This window comes from Arthrobacter sp. MW3 TE3886, from assembly GCF_041262145.1.
Taxonomy (GTDB): Bacteria; Actinomycetota; Actinomycetes; order Actinomycetales; family Micrococcaceae; genus Arthrobacter.
The window spans coordinates 1,256,122-1,274,656 of record NZ_JBGCAN010000001.1 but is presented as its reverse complement, the minus strand read 5'-3'; the positions used below and the strand labels follow the sequence as shown (position 1 = coordinate 1,274,656).

Annotated in this window: 16 protein-coding genes; 12 read left to right on the top strand and 4 right to left on the bottom strand. The window is 65.9% G+C overall.

The annotated features are described in order from the left end of the window. Window position 1 precedes the first annotated feature (1 nt). A complete protein-coding gene (locus ABH915_RS05820; RefSeq protein WP_370118809.1) occupies window positions 2-880 on the bottom strand; it encodes a carbon-nitrogen hydrolase family protein in 879 nt (292 codons plus the stop codon). Between the two features lie 93 nt (window positions 881-973). Between ABH915_RS05820 and ABH915_RS05815 the strand changes: the two genes are divergently transcribed. The 4 genes from ABH915_RS05815 (at window position 974) to ABH915_RS05800 (ending at window position 5,225) form a co-directional block, all read left to right on the top strand. Next, complete coding sequence (locus tag ABH915_RS05815; RefSeq protein ID WP_370118806.1) at window positions 974-1,741, top strand: FadR/GntR family transcriptional regulator; 768 nt, start codon at window positions 974-976, stop codon at window positions 1,739-1,741. A gap of 209 nt (window positions 1,742-1,950) precedes the next feature. Beyond that, window positions 1,951-3,639 (top strand): LuxR C-terminal-related transcriptional regulator, encoded by a 1,689-nt coding sequence (locus ABH915_RS05810; protein ID WP_370118803.1) that lies wholly within the window; start codon window positions 1,951-1,953, stop codon window positions 3,637-3,639. 89 nt (window positions 3,640-3,728) lie between these two features. Next, window positions 3,729-4,028: a hypothetical protein gene (locus tag ABH915_RS05805; protein WP_018773919.1), complete on the top strand. Its 300-nt coding sequence runs from the start codon at window positions 3,729-3,731 to the stop codon at window positions 4,026-4,028. A gap of 36 nt (window positions 4,029-4,064) precedes the next feature. Continuing rightward, a complete protein-coding gene (locus tag ABH915_RS05800; protein ID WP_370118799.1) occupies window positions 4,065-5,225 on the top strand; it encodes a flavin-containing monooxygenase in 1,161 nt (386 codons plus the stop codon). Between the two features lie 92 nt (window positions 5,226-5,317). Here the strand turns inward: ABH915_RS05800 and ABH915_RS05795 are convergent, their stop codons facing one another. Together ABH915_RS05795 and ABH915_RS05790 are read right to left on the bottom strand one after the other, a co-directional pair. Next, on the bottom strand, window positions 5,318-5,836 hold the full coding sequence (locus tag ABH915_RS05795; protein ID WP_370118796.1) for a cupin domain-containing protein: 519 nt from the start codon (window positions 5,834-5,836) through the stop codon (window positions 5,318-5,320). Window positions 5,837-6,125: 289 nt separating this feature from the next. Then, entirely contained in the window at window positions 6,126-6,749 is a 624-nt protein-coding gene (locus ABH915_RS05790) for a hypothetical protein (RefSeq protein WP_370118794.1), read from the bottom strand. Between the two features lie 308 nt (window positions 6,750-7,057). Between ABH915_RS05790 and ABH915_RS05785 the strand changes: the two genes are divergently transcribed. Next, window positions 7,058-7,951, top strand: a complete 894-nt coding sequence (locus ABH915_RS05785) for a potassium channel family protein (RefSeq protein WP_370118791.1) — start codon at window positions 7,058-7,060, stop codon at window positions 7,949-7,951. A gap of 172 nt (window positions 7,952-8,123) precedes the next feature. Here ABH915_RS05785 and ABH915_RS05780 read toward each other — a convergent pair whose 3' ends face one another. Then, window positions 8,124-8,504: a VOC family protein gene (locus ABH915_RS05780; RefSeq protein ID WP_370118788.1), complete on the bottom strand. Its 381-nt coding sequence runs from the start codon at window positions 8,502-8,504 to the stop codon at window positions 8,124-8,126. A 264-nt stretch (window positions 8,505-8,768) separates the two neighbouring features. Between ABH915_RS05780 and ABH915_RS05775 the strand changes: the two genes are divergently transcribed. The 7 genes from ABH915_RS05775 to ABH915_RS05745 all read left to right on the top strand — a co-directional run bounded on the left by ABH915_RS05775 (window position 8,769) and on the right by ABH915_RS05745 (window position 18,460). Beyond that, window positions 8,769-9,245, top strand: a complete 477-nt coding sequence (locus ABH915_RS05775) for an SRPBCC domain-containing protein (RefSeq protein ID WP_370118785.1) — start codon at window positions 8,769-8,771, stop codon at window positions 9,243-9,245. 302 nt (window positions 9,246-9,547) lie between these two features. After that, a complete protein-coding gene (locus ABH915_RS05770) occupies window positions 9,548-10,717 on the top strand; it encodes a low temperature requirement protein A (RefSeq protein ID WP_370118782.1) in 1,170 nt (389 codons plus the stop codon). A gap of 70 nt (window positions 10,718-10,787) precedes the next feature. Beyond that, a complete protein-coding gene (locus ABH915_RS05765) occupies window positions 10,788-12,767 on the top strand; it encodes a helix-turn-helix domain-containing protein (protein ID WP_370118779.1) in 1,980 nt (659 codons plus the stop codon). 166 nt (window positions 12,768-12,933) lie between these two features. Further along, the gene (locus tag ABH915_RS05760; protein WP_370118777.1) at window positions 12,934-14,184 is read left to right on the top strand and encodes an iron-containing alcohol dehydrogenase; all 1,251 of its coding nucleotides are present in this window, start codon (window positions 12,934-12,936) and stop codon (window positions 14,182-14,184) included. A 19-nt stretch (window positions 14,185-14,203) separates the two neighbouring features. Next, window positions 14,204-15,679 carry an NAD-dependent succinate-semialdehyde dehydrogenase gene (locus ABH915_RS05755; protein WP_370118774.1) on the top strand — a complete coding sequence of 492 codons (1,476 nt, stop codon included), beginning with the start codon at window positions 14,204-14,206 and terminating at the stop codon, window positions 15,677-15,679. Between the two features lie 40 nt (window positions 15,680-15,719). Then, window positions 15,720-17,093 (top strand): MFS transporter, encoded by a 1,374-nt coding sequence (locus ABH915_RS05750; protein WP_370118771.1) that lies wholly within the window; start codon window positions 15,720-15,722, stop codon window positions 17,091-17,093. 293 nt (window positions 17,094-17,386) lie between these two features. Then, the gene (locus ABH915_RS05745) at window positions 17,387-18,460 is read left to right on the top strand and encodes a glycerophosphodiester phosphodiesterase family protein (protein WP_370118769.1); all 1,074 of its coding nucleotides are present in this window, start codon (window positions 17,387-17,389) and stop codon (window positions 18,458-18,460) included. Window positions 18,461-18,535: the final 75 nt, after the last annotated feature.

Here is an 18,535-nt window from a genome sequence, read left to right as displayed (position 1 = left end):
CTTAGGCGTTGAAGGACTGGGGAGCCCAGGTGGCCGGGCTGATCCGGCCCTGGTAGACGGGCAGTTCGACGGCGTCCTCGCCGTCGCGGAACTGGGACCAGGGGCGGTTGAGATTTTCGGTCCCGCGGGTTCGGACTTGCTCGACGGCGGCAAGGTCCAGTTCCGCCGTGAGCAGCACCGGGGCGTCGTCGTCGGCCTCAGCGAGGGTGTTGCCCTCGGGGTCGACGATGATGCTCTGGCCCTTGCCGGTGGGACCCGCGCAGTTGACGCTGACCACGAAGACCTGGTTGACGATGGCGTTGGCCTTGGCGAGCACCAGTTCCTGCCGGCGGTCAGGGGTGGTGGTCTTGACGACGTTGAGGATCACCTCGGCCCCCATCCAGGCGAGCTGGCGGGAGACCTCCGGGAACCACGCGTCATAGCAGATGTTCAGGCCCACCCTGCCGATGCCGGAGAAGTCCACGGTGGTGAACCGGTCGCCGGGGTCGTAGGGTTCGAACGGCCGCCACGGGAAAACCTTTCGGTAGTAACCGGCCAACTCCCCGTCCGGGGAAAGGACCAGCTGGGTATTGAACAGCTGCCCCTCCGGGCCGCGCTCGCACACGCTGCCCGGGACCAGCCAGATGCCCAGGTCCGCGGCAAGTTGCCGGAGCTCGTTGACCCGTGGACCGTCCAGCGGTTCGGCGGAGTCCTGAAGCACTTCCGTGCGCTGTTGGTCCGGCTCGGAATCCCCGAACAGGTGCAGCTCCGGAAAGACCACAAGTTTGCTGTGGGGCTGCGCGGCGAGGGCGGTTGTGACCTCGTCCGCGAAGGCCGTCACGGGTTCGCCGATGCGCCGGGGCCGGGCCTGGGCCGCGATGAGAGGAAGGATGCGTTCCATGGTTGTCTCCACGTTGGGGATGTGATCTGGACTATATTAGATCAGAATGATCTATTTATGGGAAGGGGGCAGATGGACCGTAAAGTAGCGGATATGACCCGTCAGTTGGAGGACCCCGCCGAGACTTCACCCATCGGCGCGGGCCGGCTGGCCGGCATCGACCGCCGCAGCGCCATCGACGCCGTCCGGCTGCGGATCGGCATGGCCATTTCCTTGGGGCTGCTGAAACCCGGCGAGCGCCTGCCTGACCAGGAGGACGTGGCGCTGGGCCTGTCGGTGAGTCCGATTACCGCCCGCCGGGCGCTGGCGAGCCTGGCCGACCAGGGCGTGGTGGTCCGCCGCCGCGGCCGGGCCGGCGGGACGTTCGTGGCCGACGAGCCTCCGCGGAACGTGCTGGCCGAACTCACGGCATCACCGGCGGAGTCGCAGGCGGTAAATCGGCTGGTGGACCGGAGGCTGCTGTTCGAATGCGCCGTGACGCACTATGCGGCGCTTAACGCCACGGCCGAACAGCTTGATGAGCTCGACCGGCTGACCCGCGACATGGCCGAGTCCGCGGACTGGTCCGGCTACCACCAGGCGGACGAGCAATTCCATCAGCTGGTGGGCACGGCGTCAGGGCTGGACACCGCCGTCGAGGCGTACCACGAGACGCTGGCAGAGCTATATGCCTACTTCATCCCCTACCCGATCGAGTTGCTGCACAAATCGAACTGCGACCACGTCGCACTGGTGGCAGCCCTGCGTGCCGGAAATGTCCAGGAAGCCGTGGAAGTCTCACGCAAGCACGTGGACATCCTGCACCGGACGATGTTCATGGGCCTGACGGACGGCGCAGCCGGCTCCGCTTCTGAGAGATGAACGCCGGCGGGCGCATAGACGAAGCAGTCACCCTGACCGATCCCCTCGACGAGGTCTGGGGCGCTTCGCCCCGCACCTTGCCGCCCCTTAACCGGCGGCGGTAGCCTGAAAAGCAGATGACGGGCCGCGCCGCACACCACCGGTTCCGGGAGGGCAGGGCCGGGCAGCGCCCACCGGCTCAGACCCGCCACCGGGAACGGGGAGGCGCGATGTCTACACTCGCACACGGCCGGGAAGCTTACGCCGCACGGCGCTGGCCGGACGCCGTCGGGCAGTACACCGCTGCCGACCACGACGCCGAACTTCCGGCCAGCGATCTGGAACAGCTGGCTACCTCCGTTATCCTCACCGGCCGGGGCTCCGAGGGAGTGGACATCCTGGCCCGGGCGCACCTGAGGTACCTGGCCGACGGCGACTACTCCGCCGCCGTCCGCTGCGCCGCCTGGTCCGGGTTGAACCTCATGCTGCTGGGCGAGGCGGCCCGCAGCGCCGGCTGGCTCGCCCGTGCACACCGGATCGTCGAGGACCTGCCCGATCCCTGCCCCTTCGAGGGCATGCTGTCCGTCCCTGCCGGGCTGGGCGCCCTCTACCGAGGCGACGGCGCCGCCGCCGCGGAGGCCTTCACCCGGGCCGCTGACCTCGGACGGGAACGCGGCGACGCTGACGCGGCCGCCCTCGGTTTGCTGGGACTCGGGCAGGCAAAGATCATGCTGGGCCGGCTCGAGGACGGCCTGGCCCTACTCGACGAAGCCATGGTCGCCGTCACCGTGGGGGAAATCTCGCCGGTCCCGGCCGGGATCATCTACTGCGCTGTGATCGGAACCTGCCATCTGGCCTTCGACCTGCAGCGCGCCCACGAATGGACCCGGGCGCTGGACCGGTGGTGCGACGCGCAACAGAGCCTGGTGGCCTACAGCGGCCAGTGCCAGATGCACCGGGCCCAGCTGTACCGGCTGCACGGCGCCTGGGCCGAGGCGATCGACGCGGCCAAGATGGCGCAGGACCTCGCCTTCCGCGGCGACCTGCTGGCCACCTACGGCGGCTTCTACGAGCAGGGCGAAATCCACCGGCTCCGGGGCGACTTCGACGCCGCCGAGGCCTCCTACCGGCACGCCCAGGAGACCGGTTTCCCGCCGCAGCCCGGGCTAGCGCTCCTGCGTCTGGCCCAGGGCAACCCGGACCAGGCCCAGTCCCTGCTCCGGCAGGCCATGGACGGCGCCGACCCCACCCACCGGCGCCAGATGCTCGCCGCCCGGGTGGAAATCGAACTGGCCGCAGGCGACGCACGGGCAGCACGGGCTGCAATGGAGGAGCTGGCTTCGCTCTGCGCCTCGATCGACATGCCCCTGCTGCACGCCCTCGCCGAGCAGTCCGAGGCCGCTGTCCTGTTCCACGAAGGCGACCTCCAGGCTGCCGTGGTCCCGCTTCGCCGCGCGTGGTCCCGCTGGCTCAGCCTCGACGCACCGTTCGAAGCGGCCCGCTGCCGCGCCCTCCTGGCCAGGCTGTGCGCCGCGCTCGGCGATGAGGAATCCGCCCGGCAGGAACATGAGGCGGCCCGGGCACTATTTTCTGAACTAGGCGCCGCGCCGGCGCTATCGGAGCTTGAACAATCGGCGCCCATGGCGCCGGGCGCCCGGACAGCCCCGGCGCAAACCAACGGGAACGACGCTCATCACGGCGTCGACGCCGGGCCGCTCACCGCACGCGAAACCGAGGTGGTCCAGCTCGTCTCCGCCGGACTGAGCAACCGGACCATCGCCGCCGAGCTGTTCATCAGCGAAAAAACGGTGGCCCGGCACCTGAGCAATATCTTCACCAAGTTGGGCCTGACCTCCCGAGCCGCGGTCACGGCCTACGCCTACCAGCACGGACTCGCCCCGACCTCCCGCCCTGCATAAAATTACCCATTCCCGATTTCTCCCCGGCCCATGGGAAATGGGTGATTCGCCCGATTCGCCGCGACCCGACGAAAAATAGCGTTAATGGCATGAACGTTTCAGTACTCGCAGGAATGGTTTCCACCTGCCTCTTCGCGGTGAGCTACCTGCCCATGCTGCTCAAGGCCCTCCACACGAGGGATCTTGACTCCTACAGCCTCGGCTACCTCGCGCTGAGCAACGTCGCCAACGCAGTGCACTCCGTTTACGTCTTCAGCCTCCCGCTGGGGCCGATCTGGTTGCTGCATTTCTTCTACGTCGTCGCCTCCGCGCTGCTGCTCATCTGGTACCTGCGCTTCCGGTCCGGACCCGCCGGCCACCCGGCGCCACAGCAGGCACAACGTTCATAACAGCCACTGCACATGCAACACCAAGGAGGCACCACCATGAACACCACCCCAGCAACTGACACCGGCGGCACCGTCGGCCCTGGCAAAGCCGGCATTGGCGCCGTCGACACGGTCATCATCGGCGCCGGACAGTCCGGCCTGGCGCTGGGCTATTACCTGGCGCAGCAGCACCGGAACTTTGTCATTCTCGACGCCGGCACACGGGTTGGCGACGCGTGGCGGAGCCGCTGGGACTCGCTGCGGCTGTTCACCCCCGCCAAGTACAACGGCCTGCCCGGCCTGCCCTTCCCGGGCGACCGCCTCGCCTTCCCCACCAAGGACGAGCAGGCGGACTATCTGGAGGACTATGCTTCCCGGTTCCGCCTGCCGGTCCGGCCCAACACGGCCGTCACCCGGCTGAGCCACGACGGGCAGCGGTTCCATGTCACCGCCGGGACGCGGCGCTGGACGGCGGCGAACGTCGTCCTCGCCACCGGTGCCTGCCAGCTGCCCAGGACGCCGGGCTTTGCGTCAGAACTGCCCTCCGACGTCGTGCAGTTCCACTCCTACAACTACAAGAACCCGGCCCAGCTCAAGGCCGGTCCCGTCCTGGTGGTGGGGGTGGGCAATTCCGGGGCGGAGATCGCCCTGGAGACCAGCCGCACGCATGACACCTGGCTGGCCGGCAAGCCGAGTGCCGAGATCCCGTTCCGGCACGGCCGGACCGCGGCCCGCTTCTTCCTTCCGGTGGTCCGCTTCGCCGGGATGCACGTGCTGAACACCAACACGCCGGTCGGGCGCAAGATGCTGCCCAAGATTGCTGCCATGGCGACGCCGTTGATCCGTACCAAGCTCGCGGACCTGCGCGCTGCCGGCGTCCGACTGGTACCGCGGGTCACCGGAGTCCAGGATGGCGGTGTGACGCTCGACGACGGTCAGAGCCTTCCGGTGGCCAACGTCATCTGGTGCACGGGATTCACCGAGACCTACCCCTGGCTGGACATCCCGGCGCTGCCCGCGAACTGGCGGGAGCAGCAGCACCGCGGGATCGTGGATGCCCTGCCGGGCCTGTATCTGCTGGGGAAAGATCTCATCTTCGCAGCAGCATCGGAAACCCTCCCCGGCGTGTGCCGGGACGCCAAATACCTGGCGAAGCGGCTCGCCGCCACCCGGACCCCGCAGCACGCAGCGGAGGTCCAGGGCGAGCTGGCGGGATAACGCACGAACGGCCCTATTCGCACCGCACGGCGACATGGCCCTTTTGTCGGAATGTCTTTGTCGAATTCAAGGCCGGGACAATCTCGTCATTGTCAGGTAGACAGTGGCGGCCCGAGGATCTCGATGTTGTGGCGTGCAGCGATCGCAGCAAGTGCCTGGCCGTCGATGGGTTCAGGTTCCGGCAGTTCCCTGCGCGCTGCCGGTGCTCCTGCCTCGGCAGCGAAAGTTTCAAAGCCGGCCGGCACGGTGATCACGAGACTGCGGAAGGACTCTTCCGGCCCGGCAAGAAATGTGTGGGTGGAACCTTGGGGAAGAAAGACGAAATCGCCCTTTTGCACGGTAAAGCGCTGCCCGTCGCTCTCGAACAGAGCCGTGCCCGAAATAACGTAGAAGGATTCATCCTCAACCAGATGCCGGTGCATCGGTGGCGCGTAGCCAGCCGGATGCAGAATCTCCACAATCGTCAGCCGCTGCTTCGTCTCCGGACCGCCGGCCTTGACCATAACCAGTGCATTCGTGAACCACAGGGCGGTCCCCTCGCCGGCCGCAAGTTTGTACGCCCTGCCCTGTACGCCGGTGGCCGGCGGGGTCGTCTCATCGATCCTGTCCATGACGCTCCTCAGCTCGGAAGTGCCTGCAATGCTACTCAGGATCCCGCTCCGATCAATGCCCTGCAGCTTACTGGCGTCCGCACCCGCCACAGTGCGGAACCGACGTGGCACCGCCCGGACCATCCTCACGATGGGTCCCGGTCTCCCAGAAGGGCTGCCAGCCAGGCACCAGGCCAGCCACCACCCATGCGAGAGTCAACGCGGCACCTTGCCGCCTCCTAACCCCCGCGCCAGCGGGTGGACCATCCCGCATCGAAATGACACTGCCGCGCCGTGCTGACTCCGGCCACTACCCGTGGGTGACAGCAGCGCCCACCAAGCCGAACAGCGTCCCAGCCGCCAATGCAATGAGGGCACGCTTCCTGGTGGGATACAGCCAGCGCACTGCGAACACGGCCACTGCCATAATGACCCCGTTGACGACGCTCAGGATCATCGCGACCCATTCGGTACCGGTGGCAACGCCGAAACCTCCGCCGCTGCAGCCGCTGATCCCGCACCAGGCCAAACTCGCCACCATCCACTGCGGAAGACTCAGAAGAACTGCCAGCGGCACGGTCCACCAAAGCTTTCTGGCGTCCGGAGTTACCCCGCGCAGTTTCACGCCCGGGTAATGAGGCGAGGCGCCGGGCATGCCGGCGGCCGGCACCCGTGCGCGCTTCCGGGTGCCGAGGACAATCCATCGGAAGACACCCGCGTTGACCACCGCAAGGAGGACGTATCCCAAATAGTAGAGGACAGTAATCAGGCTCAATTCACCCCCGGAGCCGAAAGTGCCGATGATGAAATAGCCAACCGAAACGGGCAGTGTAAGAACCACCATGACGAGCAGCAGGCCTTCCTGGAACTTGGCATCCAGGGCCAGTTCGAAGCCTGCGGTAAGCAGCGCGGCGACAACAACGGCAACCACCACCGACAAATAGGCGACGACGGCGGTTCTGGCCCAGCGCGGCAGCGAACTTTCATTCGGCCGAGATCCTCTCATCACAACGCTCCCCCTTGACGTCGTTCCGGCCCACTCTGCGCGCGCGAACCATACAGCCGGCACACCCACGGGCTGCGGCACTTTGATGGTCGCACGCTAGGCACCCAAAGTGCTCGCATTCTGCCTCGGGGAGGTCTTTGAGCAACTGGGGCACCCACCCGCCGGGGCCTAACCTGCGGGCCAGTTGCCCGGACCGTTCGGCTGCTCCTCAAATGGTGCCCCCTCTAAGATGAGGCATGGACTTCGAGGACACGCTCTGGACGGTTTTGGGAGCCGGGCTGGTTCTGCTGATGCTCGTTGACGTCTTTCGTACACTCCTTTATCCGCACGGTTCCGGTCCTCTGGGCCGGGCGATCATGCACGGATTCTGGCTTGTATCGAGAAAACTGCGGGGCCGGGGCTCCTTCATCGCGGCACCCTTGGCGATGGCCGCCGTCATTGGCGCCTGGGCGGCCTTGGCGGCCATCGGCTGGGCTCTGCTATACCTGCCGCATCTGACGGACGGTTTTGTTTACGGAGCCGGGGTTCCGCTGCGGGCCGACTTTGCCGAAGCCCTCTACATCTCCCTGGTCACTCTTTCCACGGTGGGGTTTGGCGATATCGTGGCAACGCAATCACTGCTCCGGCTGGTTGTGGCCCTCGAGGCCGTCACCGGTTTCGGCTTGCTGACAGCAACGGTCACTTGGATCCTGCAGACTTTCCCGGCCCTGAACCGCCGCCGGGCCCTTGCCCACCAGCTGACCCTGTTCAGGGAGGCTGCAGGTCCGGCAGGTGTATCGGCCATGGATCCCAGTCACGCTGCCGGGCTGTTGGAGGCAATGGCCGGAAACGTGGCTACGGTGAGCATAGACCTGCTCGCGTTCCACGAAACCTACTACTTCCGTGAAATTGAGCAGCGCGGCTCCTTACCCGCCACGGTGGCCTACGCCCAGGAGCTGGCAACCCAGGCCCAGCGCAGCGAGAGCACTGAACTGCAGTTCGCCGGACGGATGCTCCACGCGGCGCTGGACGGTCTCGCGGAGGTCCTCCGAGGCAAATTCGGCCATTCCGGAGCCACCTCTTCCGATGTGTTCGACAGCTACGAGCTGCACCACCGGCACCGGCGGCCCGGGGAACGAAACACGAGCTAGCCTGCGGGCAGCCGCTACCGCCTACCCTGCCGTTCTGACCGCGTTTTTGCCCTGTCCGCGCTGGTAACCACCCTGAAACCGGCTCCCGCCTTGGTGGCGGGAGCCGGTTTTCTCCGGCTTCGTTGCCGGCGGCAGCGATGCTTTGCGTCGTTGATTGGTGCCGGATTCCGGCCTATGTGCGCTGGGAGATGTTGATGATGTTGTCCTCGCTGTCCAGGAACCAGGCGGCCTTCCCCCAGGATGCTGTGGCAATGCCGTTCTCTGTCTTCAGGCCGGGAAAGTCGTAATCTTCAAAGACGACGCCGCGGCTTCGCAGTTCCTCCATCTCGCGTTCGAGGTTGTTCGTTTCCCAGCCCATCTGGGTGTTCTTGGCGGTCCCGGCATTCTCTGTCTGATAGATGAGGAAGCGGGTTCCTTGGCCGCAGCTATACATGACGCTGCCTTCCTCCATGGACTCGGAGGGTTCGATTCCCAGCTTGTCCCGGTAGAACTCCTTCGCCCTGTTGATGTCCTTCGCGGGGAGGACAGCGATGATGCTTGAATCCTTGAACATGATGATTCCCCTTCAGTGGGTAGATGACCGCAGCGATGGCAATGCTCCCCCCGGTTTCGGTCCCCGGAATCCTTGTCCAGAGCCCGTGACCGCCCCTTGCGCCGAGCCGGGGCAGCCACCTGGGACTCTCCAACGCCGCGCCACCCATCACCAGTGCGAAGGGCCCCCGAAGTTTATGTGGCCATTATGGACCGATTTGGTCTTGCGGAAATAGGGGTCTTGGCATCGCTTCCGTGGGCGTCCGCAGGATGCCAGAGTTGAAGGATGAATGAGGCAATCGGGAACGAGGCAACCGAGGAAACGGGCGGGCTCGTCCTGAACCTGGAGTACACGCTCGCCGCTGTCCCGGAAGAAGTCTTCAGGATGCTGGCGGAATCGGCCGAGCTGGTGAAGTGGTGGGGTCCGCACGGCTTCACCGTCCCCGAGGCGGAGGCCAACCTCGTGGTGGGCGGCGGTTACCGAATCCGCATGACGCCGCCGGACGGCGAACCGTTCCACCTCTCCGGCGAATTCCTGGAGATCGATCCTCCGTGGCGCCTGGTGTACACCTTCCGCTGGGAGGAACCGACGCCGGACGACCGGGAGACCGTCGTCGATCTCTCCCTCGGGAGTACCGGCCAAGGCACGCGCCTAGTGCTCTCGCAGGGACCGTTCCTGACAGAGGAACGGCTGGACCTGCACCGCAACGGCTGGACCGAGTCGTTCGAGAAATTGCAGGCGGTCTTAGACAGCCGCGCCTGAGGAAGCCTGGCCTGCCGCCCCCGTAACGGACTGGGAGGACGGACAGGCCTCCCGGTAAAAGGGGCCGGTGCGGAAAACTGCTCCCCGAAAGTTGGAGCCGTTACGAAACGGTGGTTCTAGCGGGTGCCCGAGCCAGCGGCCCGAAGACGATGCCCACGAATATAGGGGCTTCCGTTGTCGTGATCGTTCAGTCGATGAGTCCTCTCCGGCGAGACCCCCTTGACTTCTCTACTGACCGTCGTCAGTCTTTTCGACAACAGGAGGGGCGTCCGTCCGCTCCTGAAGCCCCGTGGAGGACACTGATGTTCCGTGCCAGGTCGCTGATGCGTTCCGCGACCTCCGGAGACCGGGTTACGCGCCTTGAGCTATTCTTCGATCTGGTCTTTGTCTTCGCGCTATCCCAGCTGTCCCATTATTTGCTGGAGCATCCCTCATGGGTGGGGGCCGGAGAGACATTTGTGCTTCTTCTTGCGGTCTATAAGGTGTGGGTCTACACCACCTGGACGGCGACATTGCTGGACACCTCGCGGCTTGAGGTGCAGTGGATGCTGCTGGTCGTCATGCTTGTCACACTGTTCATGAACGCCTCAATCGACTCAGCGTTTGGCGCCTTTGGCTGGCTCTTTGCTGCAAGCTATCTCCTGGTCCAACTGGGCCGAGGTGCGTGGATTCTCACCGTCGGACTAGACCGGACCACCCACGACCATTTCGTGCGCACGCTGATCTGGGGGTGTATGAGCGCGCCGTTTTGGATTGCCGGCGTCTTCTTCGGTCCGGGGCCGCGTTTGATGTTCTGGGGTGTCGCCGCCGCGATCGATCTGGGCGGCCACATGCTGGCGCACCGGTTGCCGGGCCGGAAAACCGAAGGAAGCCGGGTCCCGCTCCCGGGCGAGAGGATCTTTGAGCGGTTCGGGTTGTTCTACCTGATCGCGCTCGGCGAGACAATCCTTTCAACCGGCGTGGCGATAGCGGGCAATCTGGAAGACCCCTTGATATTTCTGACCGGGACCGTAAGTTTGGCCGGCAGCGTCGCGATCTGGTGGTGCTACTTCCACGGCCTCGAGCAGGACATTCTGGACAAGCTTGCTTCGGTCGACGATCAGTTCCGGCCCGGTATTTTGGCGGGCAACACCTTGGTCGTGTTACTGGCGGGCCTGATCCTCGTGGCGGTTGGTGATCAGCTCGTGATCAGCGATCCGACCGCCCGCCCCGACCTGGCCACGGTCCTGCTTATTTTTGGGGGGCCGGCTCTTTTCCTTGCTGGCCGGGGTTTTTTTATTCGACGGGTACTGGGCCACCGCCAACCATCTGATCTCGCCGGCATCGGAGCCTTGGCGGTAATGGCAACCTTGAGCTTTCTCCTCCCGGCCTTCGTTGCCGCTGTGGGGGCCGTTCTTCCCCTCATCGGCGTGGCATATTCTGACGCCGTGAACCGCCGCCGCCGAAGGCAACGGAGCCCTGGACGGCTGTGATCCGGGGCTTCGTTCCACCGCGCACGGCGTCCCCGGCCTGGGACCGCCCCCACCCACTAGCATTAGGTTCATGGGTGCCGATGACAGCTCTGCCGTTCGCAGCGGTGGAGTTCCGTCTGGCGGTACCGGCGATATCAAGGACGCCGGCCAACTCATGGCCATGCTGGACCATGGCGTTTCCGCGGCTGATCTGGAAACCACGCTGTCCGCCTGGCTGACAGCCGGGGCCATTGACCAGTCCACTGCGGCGGCGGCACGGCGACTGAACGCCCGGTTGTGGGAGGCGAGCCGCCGGGAGGGCCTGCTGCGCGTCCTGTACGACACGGCCACGGACCTGACCGGCATACGTGACGTCGAGGCAGTGCTCAAGGCCATCGTCCGGCGCACCCGGTCACTGATCGGCAGCGACATCGCCTACCTGAGCCTGAATGACTACGACACCGGCGAGTCCTACGTCCGGGTGACCGACGGCGCAACCACCGCTCTCTTCCGCAACATCCGCATGCCCCTCGGCGAAGGCGTGCTCGGCGCTGTCGCGACCGGCGAGGCGCCAGCCCAGAGCGCCGACTACTTGATGGACGAGACCAAATCGCATCTGGAGTCCAGCGACACCGCGGTGGCAGCCGAGGGCGTCCGGGCCATCATGGGTGTCCCCCTTCGTGCAGAAGGGAAAGTCATCGGCGCGCTCCTGGTCGCCGACAGGCATGCGCACCAGTTCAGCAGTGACGACGTCGCCTTGATGGAATCCATTGGTACGCACGCGGCCGTCGCGCTGGAAAACGCCCGCTACTTCAGTGAAATGGCCAATGCCCTTACCCGGCTGGACCAGGCACAGCAGCAGAATCTGGCCCACGTACGGGCCCTGGAGGAGCTCTCCAGCCTGGACCGGCGGCTCATGGAAACCCTGGCCTCAACCGGCAGCCTTCCTTACCTGCTCAACCTGCTGGCCGAGTCCCTGGGCACTGAAGTCTTCTTAGTCTCGCCCATGGGCGAGCCGCTGGCGGAGCTCGCAGCGGACGCAGACTTCGGGAGCCTCCCGGCCCTGAGCGCCGCCGAAGAATCTGCGGCCAAAAGAGCGGCCGTGCGCTTTGCAATAAAGGACAAGAAGTACACCGTCATGTCGGCCGTCGCGGGCGACCAGCACCTCGCCTCCCTCATCGTCGCCGAGGAACTCAGCCCGGCCCGGCTCGCGGTCCTGGAACGCAGCGCCCTGGTGCTCAGTGTGTCCCTGCTGCTGGAACGCACCTTCCAGGACGCCCAATACCGGCTGCAGCTCGAACTCATCGATGACCTGCTCAGCCCCCGCGCCGAAAACGCCGCGGCACTTGCCCGCAGGGCCGGGCAGTTCGGCCTGGCAAACCACCTCCAGCTCGTGGTGCGCGTGGTGGGGGTCCCCGACGACCAGCGCCAGCGGGCACTCTCCATACTCAGGCACCGGTCCGAGGGCGTTCCGGGAATCATCGCCCTGCACGAATCACACTTGTGCATCATCGAACCCGTAGAACGGCACGACAACCGCCCGAACGAAGCAGGCGGCGCCGGCCGGACCGGCCAGTCCATCATCGACGAACTGCAACGACGCCGCATCACCGCCACCGTCGGGACGTCCGAACAGGTCACCGGATTTGCCCGGCTGGCCGCCGCGCACACCGAAGCCCACGCCGTCCTCCGGGCACTGCAGGCCCTCTTCCGCAACGGCGAGGCAGCGGACCGGGCCGCCCTGGGCACCGCCGGAATGCTACTCGGAGCCATGGACAGCCCGTTCGCCGGACAGCTTCTCACTGCACAGCTGGGGCCACTTCTGGGCTACGACGAGCGGCGGGGAACGCAACTGGTCCTCACGGCGTGGACGTTCCACGAAAACGGCGGCGCCGCCCAGGAAACCGCCGACTCCCTCCACATCCACCCCAACACCCTGCGGCAACGGCTGGACAGGATCGATGCCCTGATCGGTGCCTCCTGGCGCCGGGGAAGCCGTTCCCTTGACGTCCAAGTGGCGCTGCGCTTGTGGCGGATGAAGACAGCCGGCGTCAGCTCCGCCGGTTCCTGATCGAACGCGCCTGCTTGCCACCAGCTCGAAGGGCATGGCACCGGCCCACATGCGCAGGAGCCATATATGGCGCGAAAGCACATGGTGAGGGTCACGTAGCTCTGGAATGCTGAGATCTGCGGCACCTTTGGGGAGCCGCCCATCCCATCTCTAGGAGTTATTCACAATGTCGTGTGCGCATGCAGCGGGTATCCGTCCCGCAACTTTCGGCGTCCTCCGCCTGCCGCGGAGCGTCGTCGTCGGCGCCCAGCAGCGCTTCGCCGTCGCCAACATCGCAGCCGAATTCGGGACCAACGTCCTAGTCTGCACCGATCCGCGGCTGGCCGTCTCAGACGAACTTCAGGCCCTGGTCCGGAGCCTTGAGTACCGGAACCTGACCGTACGGGTCTACGGGGACACCCAGGCCGAGCTTCCGGTTCCCGGCATCATCGCCTGCGTCGAGGAGCTCAACGGCCAGGAGATCGACGTCATCATCGGTTTTGGCGGCGGCAGCTGCATGGACATGGCGAAGGTCGTCTCCGTGCTGCTCACCCACGGCGGCAAGCCGAGCGACTACTACGGCGAATTCGCCGTTCCCGGCCCCACCAAGCCGGTCATCGCACTGCCCACCACGGCGGGCACAGGGTCCGAAGCGACCGCAATCGCCGTCGTCTCCGATCCTGATCTGGGCATGAAGATGGGCATCTCCAGCCCCCACATCATCCCGTTCGCCGCGGTGTGCGATCCCGAGCTCACCTACTCCTGCCCGCCGTCCCTGACGGCCGCCACCGGTGCTGATACCTTCGTACACCTGGTGGAGTCCTTCACAGCCATCACCCGGGAGCCGACCTCCACCCTGGCCTCGGAACGGGTCTTCGTCGGCAAGAACATCCTGACGGACTCAATTGCCTTGAACGGCATCGGGCTGGTGGGCCGCAGCCTGGTCACCGCGTACAAGGACCCGGAAAACACCGAGGCCCGTGGCGGGATGATGCTCGCGGCACTCTACGGCGGTGTGGTCCTCAGCAACGCCGGAACCGCCGCGGCGCACGCCATCCAGTACCCGGTAGGCGCACTTACCCACACCCCGCACGGGGTGGGTGTCGGCCTCCTGCTCCCCTACGTCGTCCGCCACAACTTCCAGGCGATCCAGCCGCAGCTGGCGCAGATCGCAGAGGCTCTGGGGCGCGATATCCGCAGGCTCGACGAGCGCGCCGCCGCCGTCGCGGGCGTGGAGGCAATCGACGAGGTCATCGCGGCCATCGAGCTGCCGCCGACGCTGCAGGCCCTTGGCGTGCAGGAAAACGATCTCGACCAGATCGCCAAGCTGTCGTTGAACTCCAAGCGGCTCATCGACAACAACCCTGTGCCGCTTGATCTCGACGCCGTAACCTCCATCGTTCACGCCGCCTACGCCGGCGACCGCACGATCCGCTAATCAGCAATAAGGACCACCGATGACTCTCCTTTCAACCTCTGAACCGCTCGACGTCGACGGGCTGGCGGTGCCCCGCCAGCTGCTGATCGCCGGGAACTGGCAGGACGCCAGCAGCGGTGACACCGTCGAGGTGATCAACCCCTCCGACGCTTCCGCCATCACCGGCATCGCCGACGCCGACGTCGAGGACGGCCTCGCCGCCGTCGACGCCGCGGCAGCAGCCCTCCCGGAGTGGGCCGCGACCCCGCCGCGCCGCCGTGCCGAAATCCTGAGCCGCTGCTTCGAGCTGATGACCGAGCGCAGCGAGCAAATCGCCCACCTCATCTCCCTGGAAAACGGCAAGGCCCTGGCCGACGCCCGCGGTGAAGTGGCGTACGCCGCGGAATTCTTCCGCTGGTATGCCGAAGAAGCGGTCCGGATCATCGGCGATGTGTCCGTCTCGCCGTCGGGCTCCAACCGGATCCTGGTCCAGCACATGCCCATCGGCGTCTGCGTCCTGATTACCCCCTGGAACTTCCCGGCGGCCATGGCCACCCGGAAGCTGGCGCCGGCCCTTGCCGCCGGCTGCACCGCCGTGCTGAAGCCCGCCACGCTCACGCCGCTGACCACCCTGGCGATCGCCCAGCTGATGATCGACGCCGGCGTCCCGGCCGGCGTGGTCAACATCATCACCACGAGCAAGACCAGCGAGGTCATGACCCCGATCCTTGCCGACCCCCGGGTTCGCAAGCTGTCCTTCACCGGTTCCACCAGCGTCGGACGCCACCTGCTGCGGCAGGCGGCCGACAACGTGCTCAAGTGCTCGATGGAACTGGGCGGCAACGCTCCGTTCCTGGTCTTCGACGACGCGGACCTCGATTTGGCCCTCGAGGGCGCCATGATTGCCAAGATGCGCAACGGCGGCCAGGCCTGCACCGCCGCCAACCGGATCTACGTCCAGCGCGGCATCCACGACGAGTTCGCCCGCCGGCTGGCCGAACGCATGGGCGCCATGCGCGTGGGCCCGGGCACCGACCCCAACACCGACGTCGGTCCGCTGGTGGATGAGGCCAGCGTCCGCAAAGTCGACTCGCTGGTCCGGGACGCGGTCAGCCAGGGCGCCAGGCTCCTGGCCGGCGGCAAGGCCATCGACGGCGCCGGGTATTACTACCCGCCCACCGTCGTGACCAACGTGCCCCTGCAGGCCCGCATGGTCAGCGAGGAAATTTTCGGGCCGGTGGCCTCGGTCATCCCCTTCGACACCGAAGAGGAAGTCATCGCCGCCGCCAACGATTCCGAGTACGGTCTCGCGGCCTACGTGTTCACCGAGGACCTTCGCCGCGGACTCAGGGTTTCCGAACGCGTCGAAAGCGGCATGGTGGCCCTCAACCGGGGACTCGTTTCCGACCCCGCAGCACCGTTCGGCGGCGTCAAGCAGAGCGGCCTCGGCCGCGAAGGTGCCCACCAGGGCCTGCTGGACTTCACCGAAACCAAATACATAGCCCTCGACTGGTAGCGCTGACGCTCCCTTCGTTTCCATCCGAAAGAAAAGACCAATGACGATCTCCAACACCAAAGCCAAGACGAAGGCGCCCTGGCGCGTTCCGGCTGCCAGCTTCATCGGCACCACCATCGAGTGGTACGACTACTACATCTTCGGCCTGCTCGCCGCCACGGGTGTCTTCAGCCGCCTGTATTTCCCCGAGCAGGATCCGGCCACCGGTCTGCTGATGGCGTTTGTCACCTACGCGGTGGGTTTCGTTGCCCGTCCGTTCGGTGGCATGTTCGCCGGCCACTTCGGGGACAAGATCGGCCGCAAGCCCATGCTGGTGCTCTCCCTGCTCATCATGGGCTTCGCCACCCTGGCCATGGGAATGCTTCCCACCTACGCGCAGATCGGAGTCTGGGCTCCCATCCTGCTGACGGTCCTGCGCCTGCTGCAGGGCTTCGGCGCCGGAGCCGAGTGGGCCGGTGCGGCCGTCATCTCCATCGAACACGCACCTGCCGGACGCAGCGGATTCTTCGGTAGCTTCACCCAGATGGGCGTGCCGGCCGGCATGCTGCTGGCCAACTCCAGCGTCCTTGCCGTCAAGGCTGCCGTCCCGGCAGCAGAGTTCGACGCCTGGGCCTGGCGCCTCCCGTTCCTGCTCAGCGTGATCCTCATCGTGACCGGCATGATCATCCGCAACAAGCTTGAAGACTCCAACGACTTCAAGGAACTCCTGGCGGCAAACCAGACCGCGAAGAAGCCGCTGGGCGAGGCCATGAAGAAGGAAACCAAGGGCATCTGGCTCGTTGTCGGCATGCGCCTGGCAGAAAACTCCGCGTTCTACCTATACACCACGTTCTCGGTGGTCTACATAATGAAGACCTTTGGAGCCGAGCGCGCCAACCAGGGCACCATGTCCGTTCTCATTGCCTCCGGCATCGGCGTCTTCGCCGTCCCGCTGTGGGCAATCCTCTCGGACAAGATCGGGCGCAAGCCGCTGTACCTGTTCGGTTCCATTGGCGGACTCCTGTTCTTCCCGCTCTACTTCGTCATGACGGACACCGGCAGCGCACTGCTGGCAACGCTCGCCATCATCATCGGGCTCGCCGTCTTCCACAACTCGATGTACGGTCCCCAGGCCGCCTTCTTTGCGGAACTGTTCTCCACCAAGCTGCGCTACAGCGGCGCGTCCATGGGCTACCAGTTCGGCTCGGTCCTGGCCGGCGGCATCGCACCCCTTGTCGCCGTCGCGCTCCTCACCGCCGGCAACGGCAAGCCGGGCTGGGTGATCCTGTACTTCAGCATCATCGGCGTCATCACCGTCGTCGCAACCCTGCTCGCACCCGAAACGCTCGAAAAGCTGGACCGGCGCATCACCGCCGCCCAGGAGCTGGACGACAAAAACGCAGCGATTGCACAGGAGCGCGTCAGCGCTAACTGACACTCCCTGAAGTAAGGCAGGCGCCGTCCGGGTCGAAGGTAGACCTGGGCGGCGCCCTTCCTTCTGCGCCTGATCCGCCCGCAATTATTGCCAGCGCCTGCGTTGAGGTTCTGGGACAGGACGTTCGCGGAGGTTGAGGCTGGTGACGCCGGGGCGCCCGCCCACGCATCTCCCGCATCATTGGGTGTTCACCCGAGGTCCAGCTCCCCGCACACAACAGTCCATCTCACCTCCCTACGGTGGTCGGGTCGCCGGCACGACGCCGGTAACGTCACCCGGGAGGAACCATCACCATGCGCACACCCCTGACTGCCGTGGCCGCTGCCGCGCTCATCGCCTCGCTGGCGAGCCCTGCCGTCGCCGCTTCAAACCCCGAAGCCGGCACTCCGTCATCGAACGCTGCCGGAACGGCCGCCTCAACAACGGCAATCAAGACCAACGAGAGCAACGGCTCCTTTGACCTGCAGGCGCACCGCGGAGGCCGCGGCGAGTGGACCGAGGAATCCCTCGCCGCGTTCGCCAACTCGCTGAAGCTTGGCGTGACCACTCTGGAACTGGACACCCACCTGACCTCCGACGGCAAGGTGATCGTCTGGCATGACGACACCATCCAGGCGGACAAGTGCCGCGACACCGCGCCGGTGACTCCCGGCGACGCCGCTTTCCCGTATGTCGCTGACCGGGTGGCCGACCTGTCGCTCGCGCAGATCAAGACCCTGGACTGCGGGTTCACCCAGCTCAAGGGATACCCGGAGCAGGACGTCATCGAGGGCAACCGGATCGCCGAGCTTAAGGACGTCTTCCAGCTGGTCCGCGACGCCGACGCCAAGAAGGTCCGCTTCAACATCGAAACGAAGGTGGAGGACGGGAAGTCCGGCGGCGAGGGCATGGTGGCCCTGACCAAGGCCGTGGTCACCGAGATCTACACCGCCGGCATGGCCGGGCGCAGCACCGTGCAGTCGTTCGACTGGTCCTCGCTGAACCTGACCAAGAAGATCGCCCCGCAGCTGCCGCTCGTCGCCTTGTCCAGCGGCGACGCCTGGCTCGAGGTCGGCAAGCCCGGCGCCAGCCCCAACCTCGGCGGCGTCGACATCGACACCTACGGCGGCTCGCTCGCCAAAGCCGCGGCTGCCCAGGGCTACGACGTCATCTCGCCCGCCTTTAGTTCCGTCACCGCGGCCATGATCAAGGAAGCCCACGAGCTCGGCCTGCCCGTCGTCCCCTGGACCGTCAACACCACGGCGGACATGACGCGGCTGATGGACCTCGGCGTGGACGGCATCATCACCGACTACCCCACCCGTCTGCGCACCGTCATGGACCAGCGCGGCCTGAAGCTCCCCAAGACCTACGAGTTCAAGGGCTGATTCACTGATTTCCAGGGGCCCGCGTTCTGGGCTCTCGTGGGTACGCTGAAACCAGCTCCCGCCTTGAAGGCGGGG

Coding starts and splice junctions, on each gene's coding strand:
- ABH915_RS05820 (WP_370118809.1), bottom strand. CDS start 880: ATGGAACGCATCCTTCCTCTCATCGCGGCCCAGGCCCGGCCCCGGCGC.
- ABH915_RS05815 (WP_370118806.1), top strand. CDS start 974: ATGACCCGTCAGTTGGAGGACCCCGCCGAGACTTCACCCATCGGCGCG.
- ABH915_RS05810 (WP_370118803.1), top strand. CDS start 1,951: ATGTCTACACTCGCACACGGCCGGGAAGCTTACGCCGCACGGCGCTGG.
- ABH915_RS05805 (WP_018773919.1), top strand. CDS start 3,729: ATGAACGTTTCAGTACTCGCAGGAATGGTTTCCACCTGCCTCTTCGCG.
- ABH915_RS05800 (WP_370118799.1), top strand. CDS start 4,065: ATGAACACCACCCCAGCAACTGACACCGGCGGCACCGTCGGCCCTGGC.
- ABH915_RS05795 (WP_370118796.1), bottom strand. CDS start 5,836: ATGGACAGGATCGATGAGACGACCCCGCCGGCCACCGGCGTACAGGGC.
- ABH915_RS05785 (WP_370118791.1), top strand. CDS start 7,058: ATGGACTTCGAGGACACGCTCTGGACGGTTTTGGGAGCCGGGCTGGTT.
- ABH915_RS05780 (WP_370118788.1), bottom strand. CDS start 8,504: ATGTTCAAGGATTCAAGCATCATCGCTGTCCTCCCCGCGAAGGACATC.
- ABH915_RS05775 (WP_370118785.1), top strand. CDS start 8,769: ATGAATGAGGCAATCGGGAACGAGGCAACCGAGGAAACGGGCGGGCTC.
- ABH915_RS05770 (WP_370118782.1), top strand. CDS start 9,548: ATGTTCCGTGCCAGGTCGCTGATGCGTTCCGCGACCTCCGGAGACCGG.
- ABH915_RS05765 (WP_370118779.1), top strand. CDS start 10,788: ATGGGTGCCGATGACAGCTCTGCCGTTCGCAGCGGTGGAGTTCCGTCT.
- ABH915_RS05760 (WP_370118777.1), top strand. CDS start 12,934: ATGTCGTGTGCGCATGCAGCGGGTATCCGTCCCGCAACTTTCGGCGTC.
- ABH915_RS05755 (WP_370118774.1), top strand. CDS start 14,204: ATGACTCTCCTTTCAACCTCTGAACCGCTCGACGTCGACGGGCTGGCG.
- ABH915_RS05750 (WP_370118771.1), top strand. CDS start 15,720: ATGACGATCTCCAACACCAAAGCCAAGACGAAGGCGCCCTGGCGCGTT.
- ABH915_RS05745 (WP_370118769.1), top strand. CDS start 17,387: ATGCGCACACCCCTGACTGCCGTGGCCGCTGCCGCGCTCATCGCCTCG.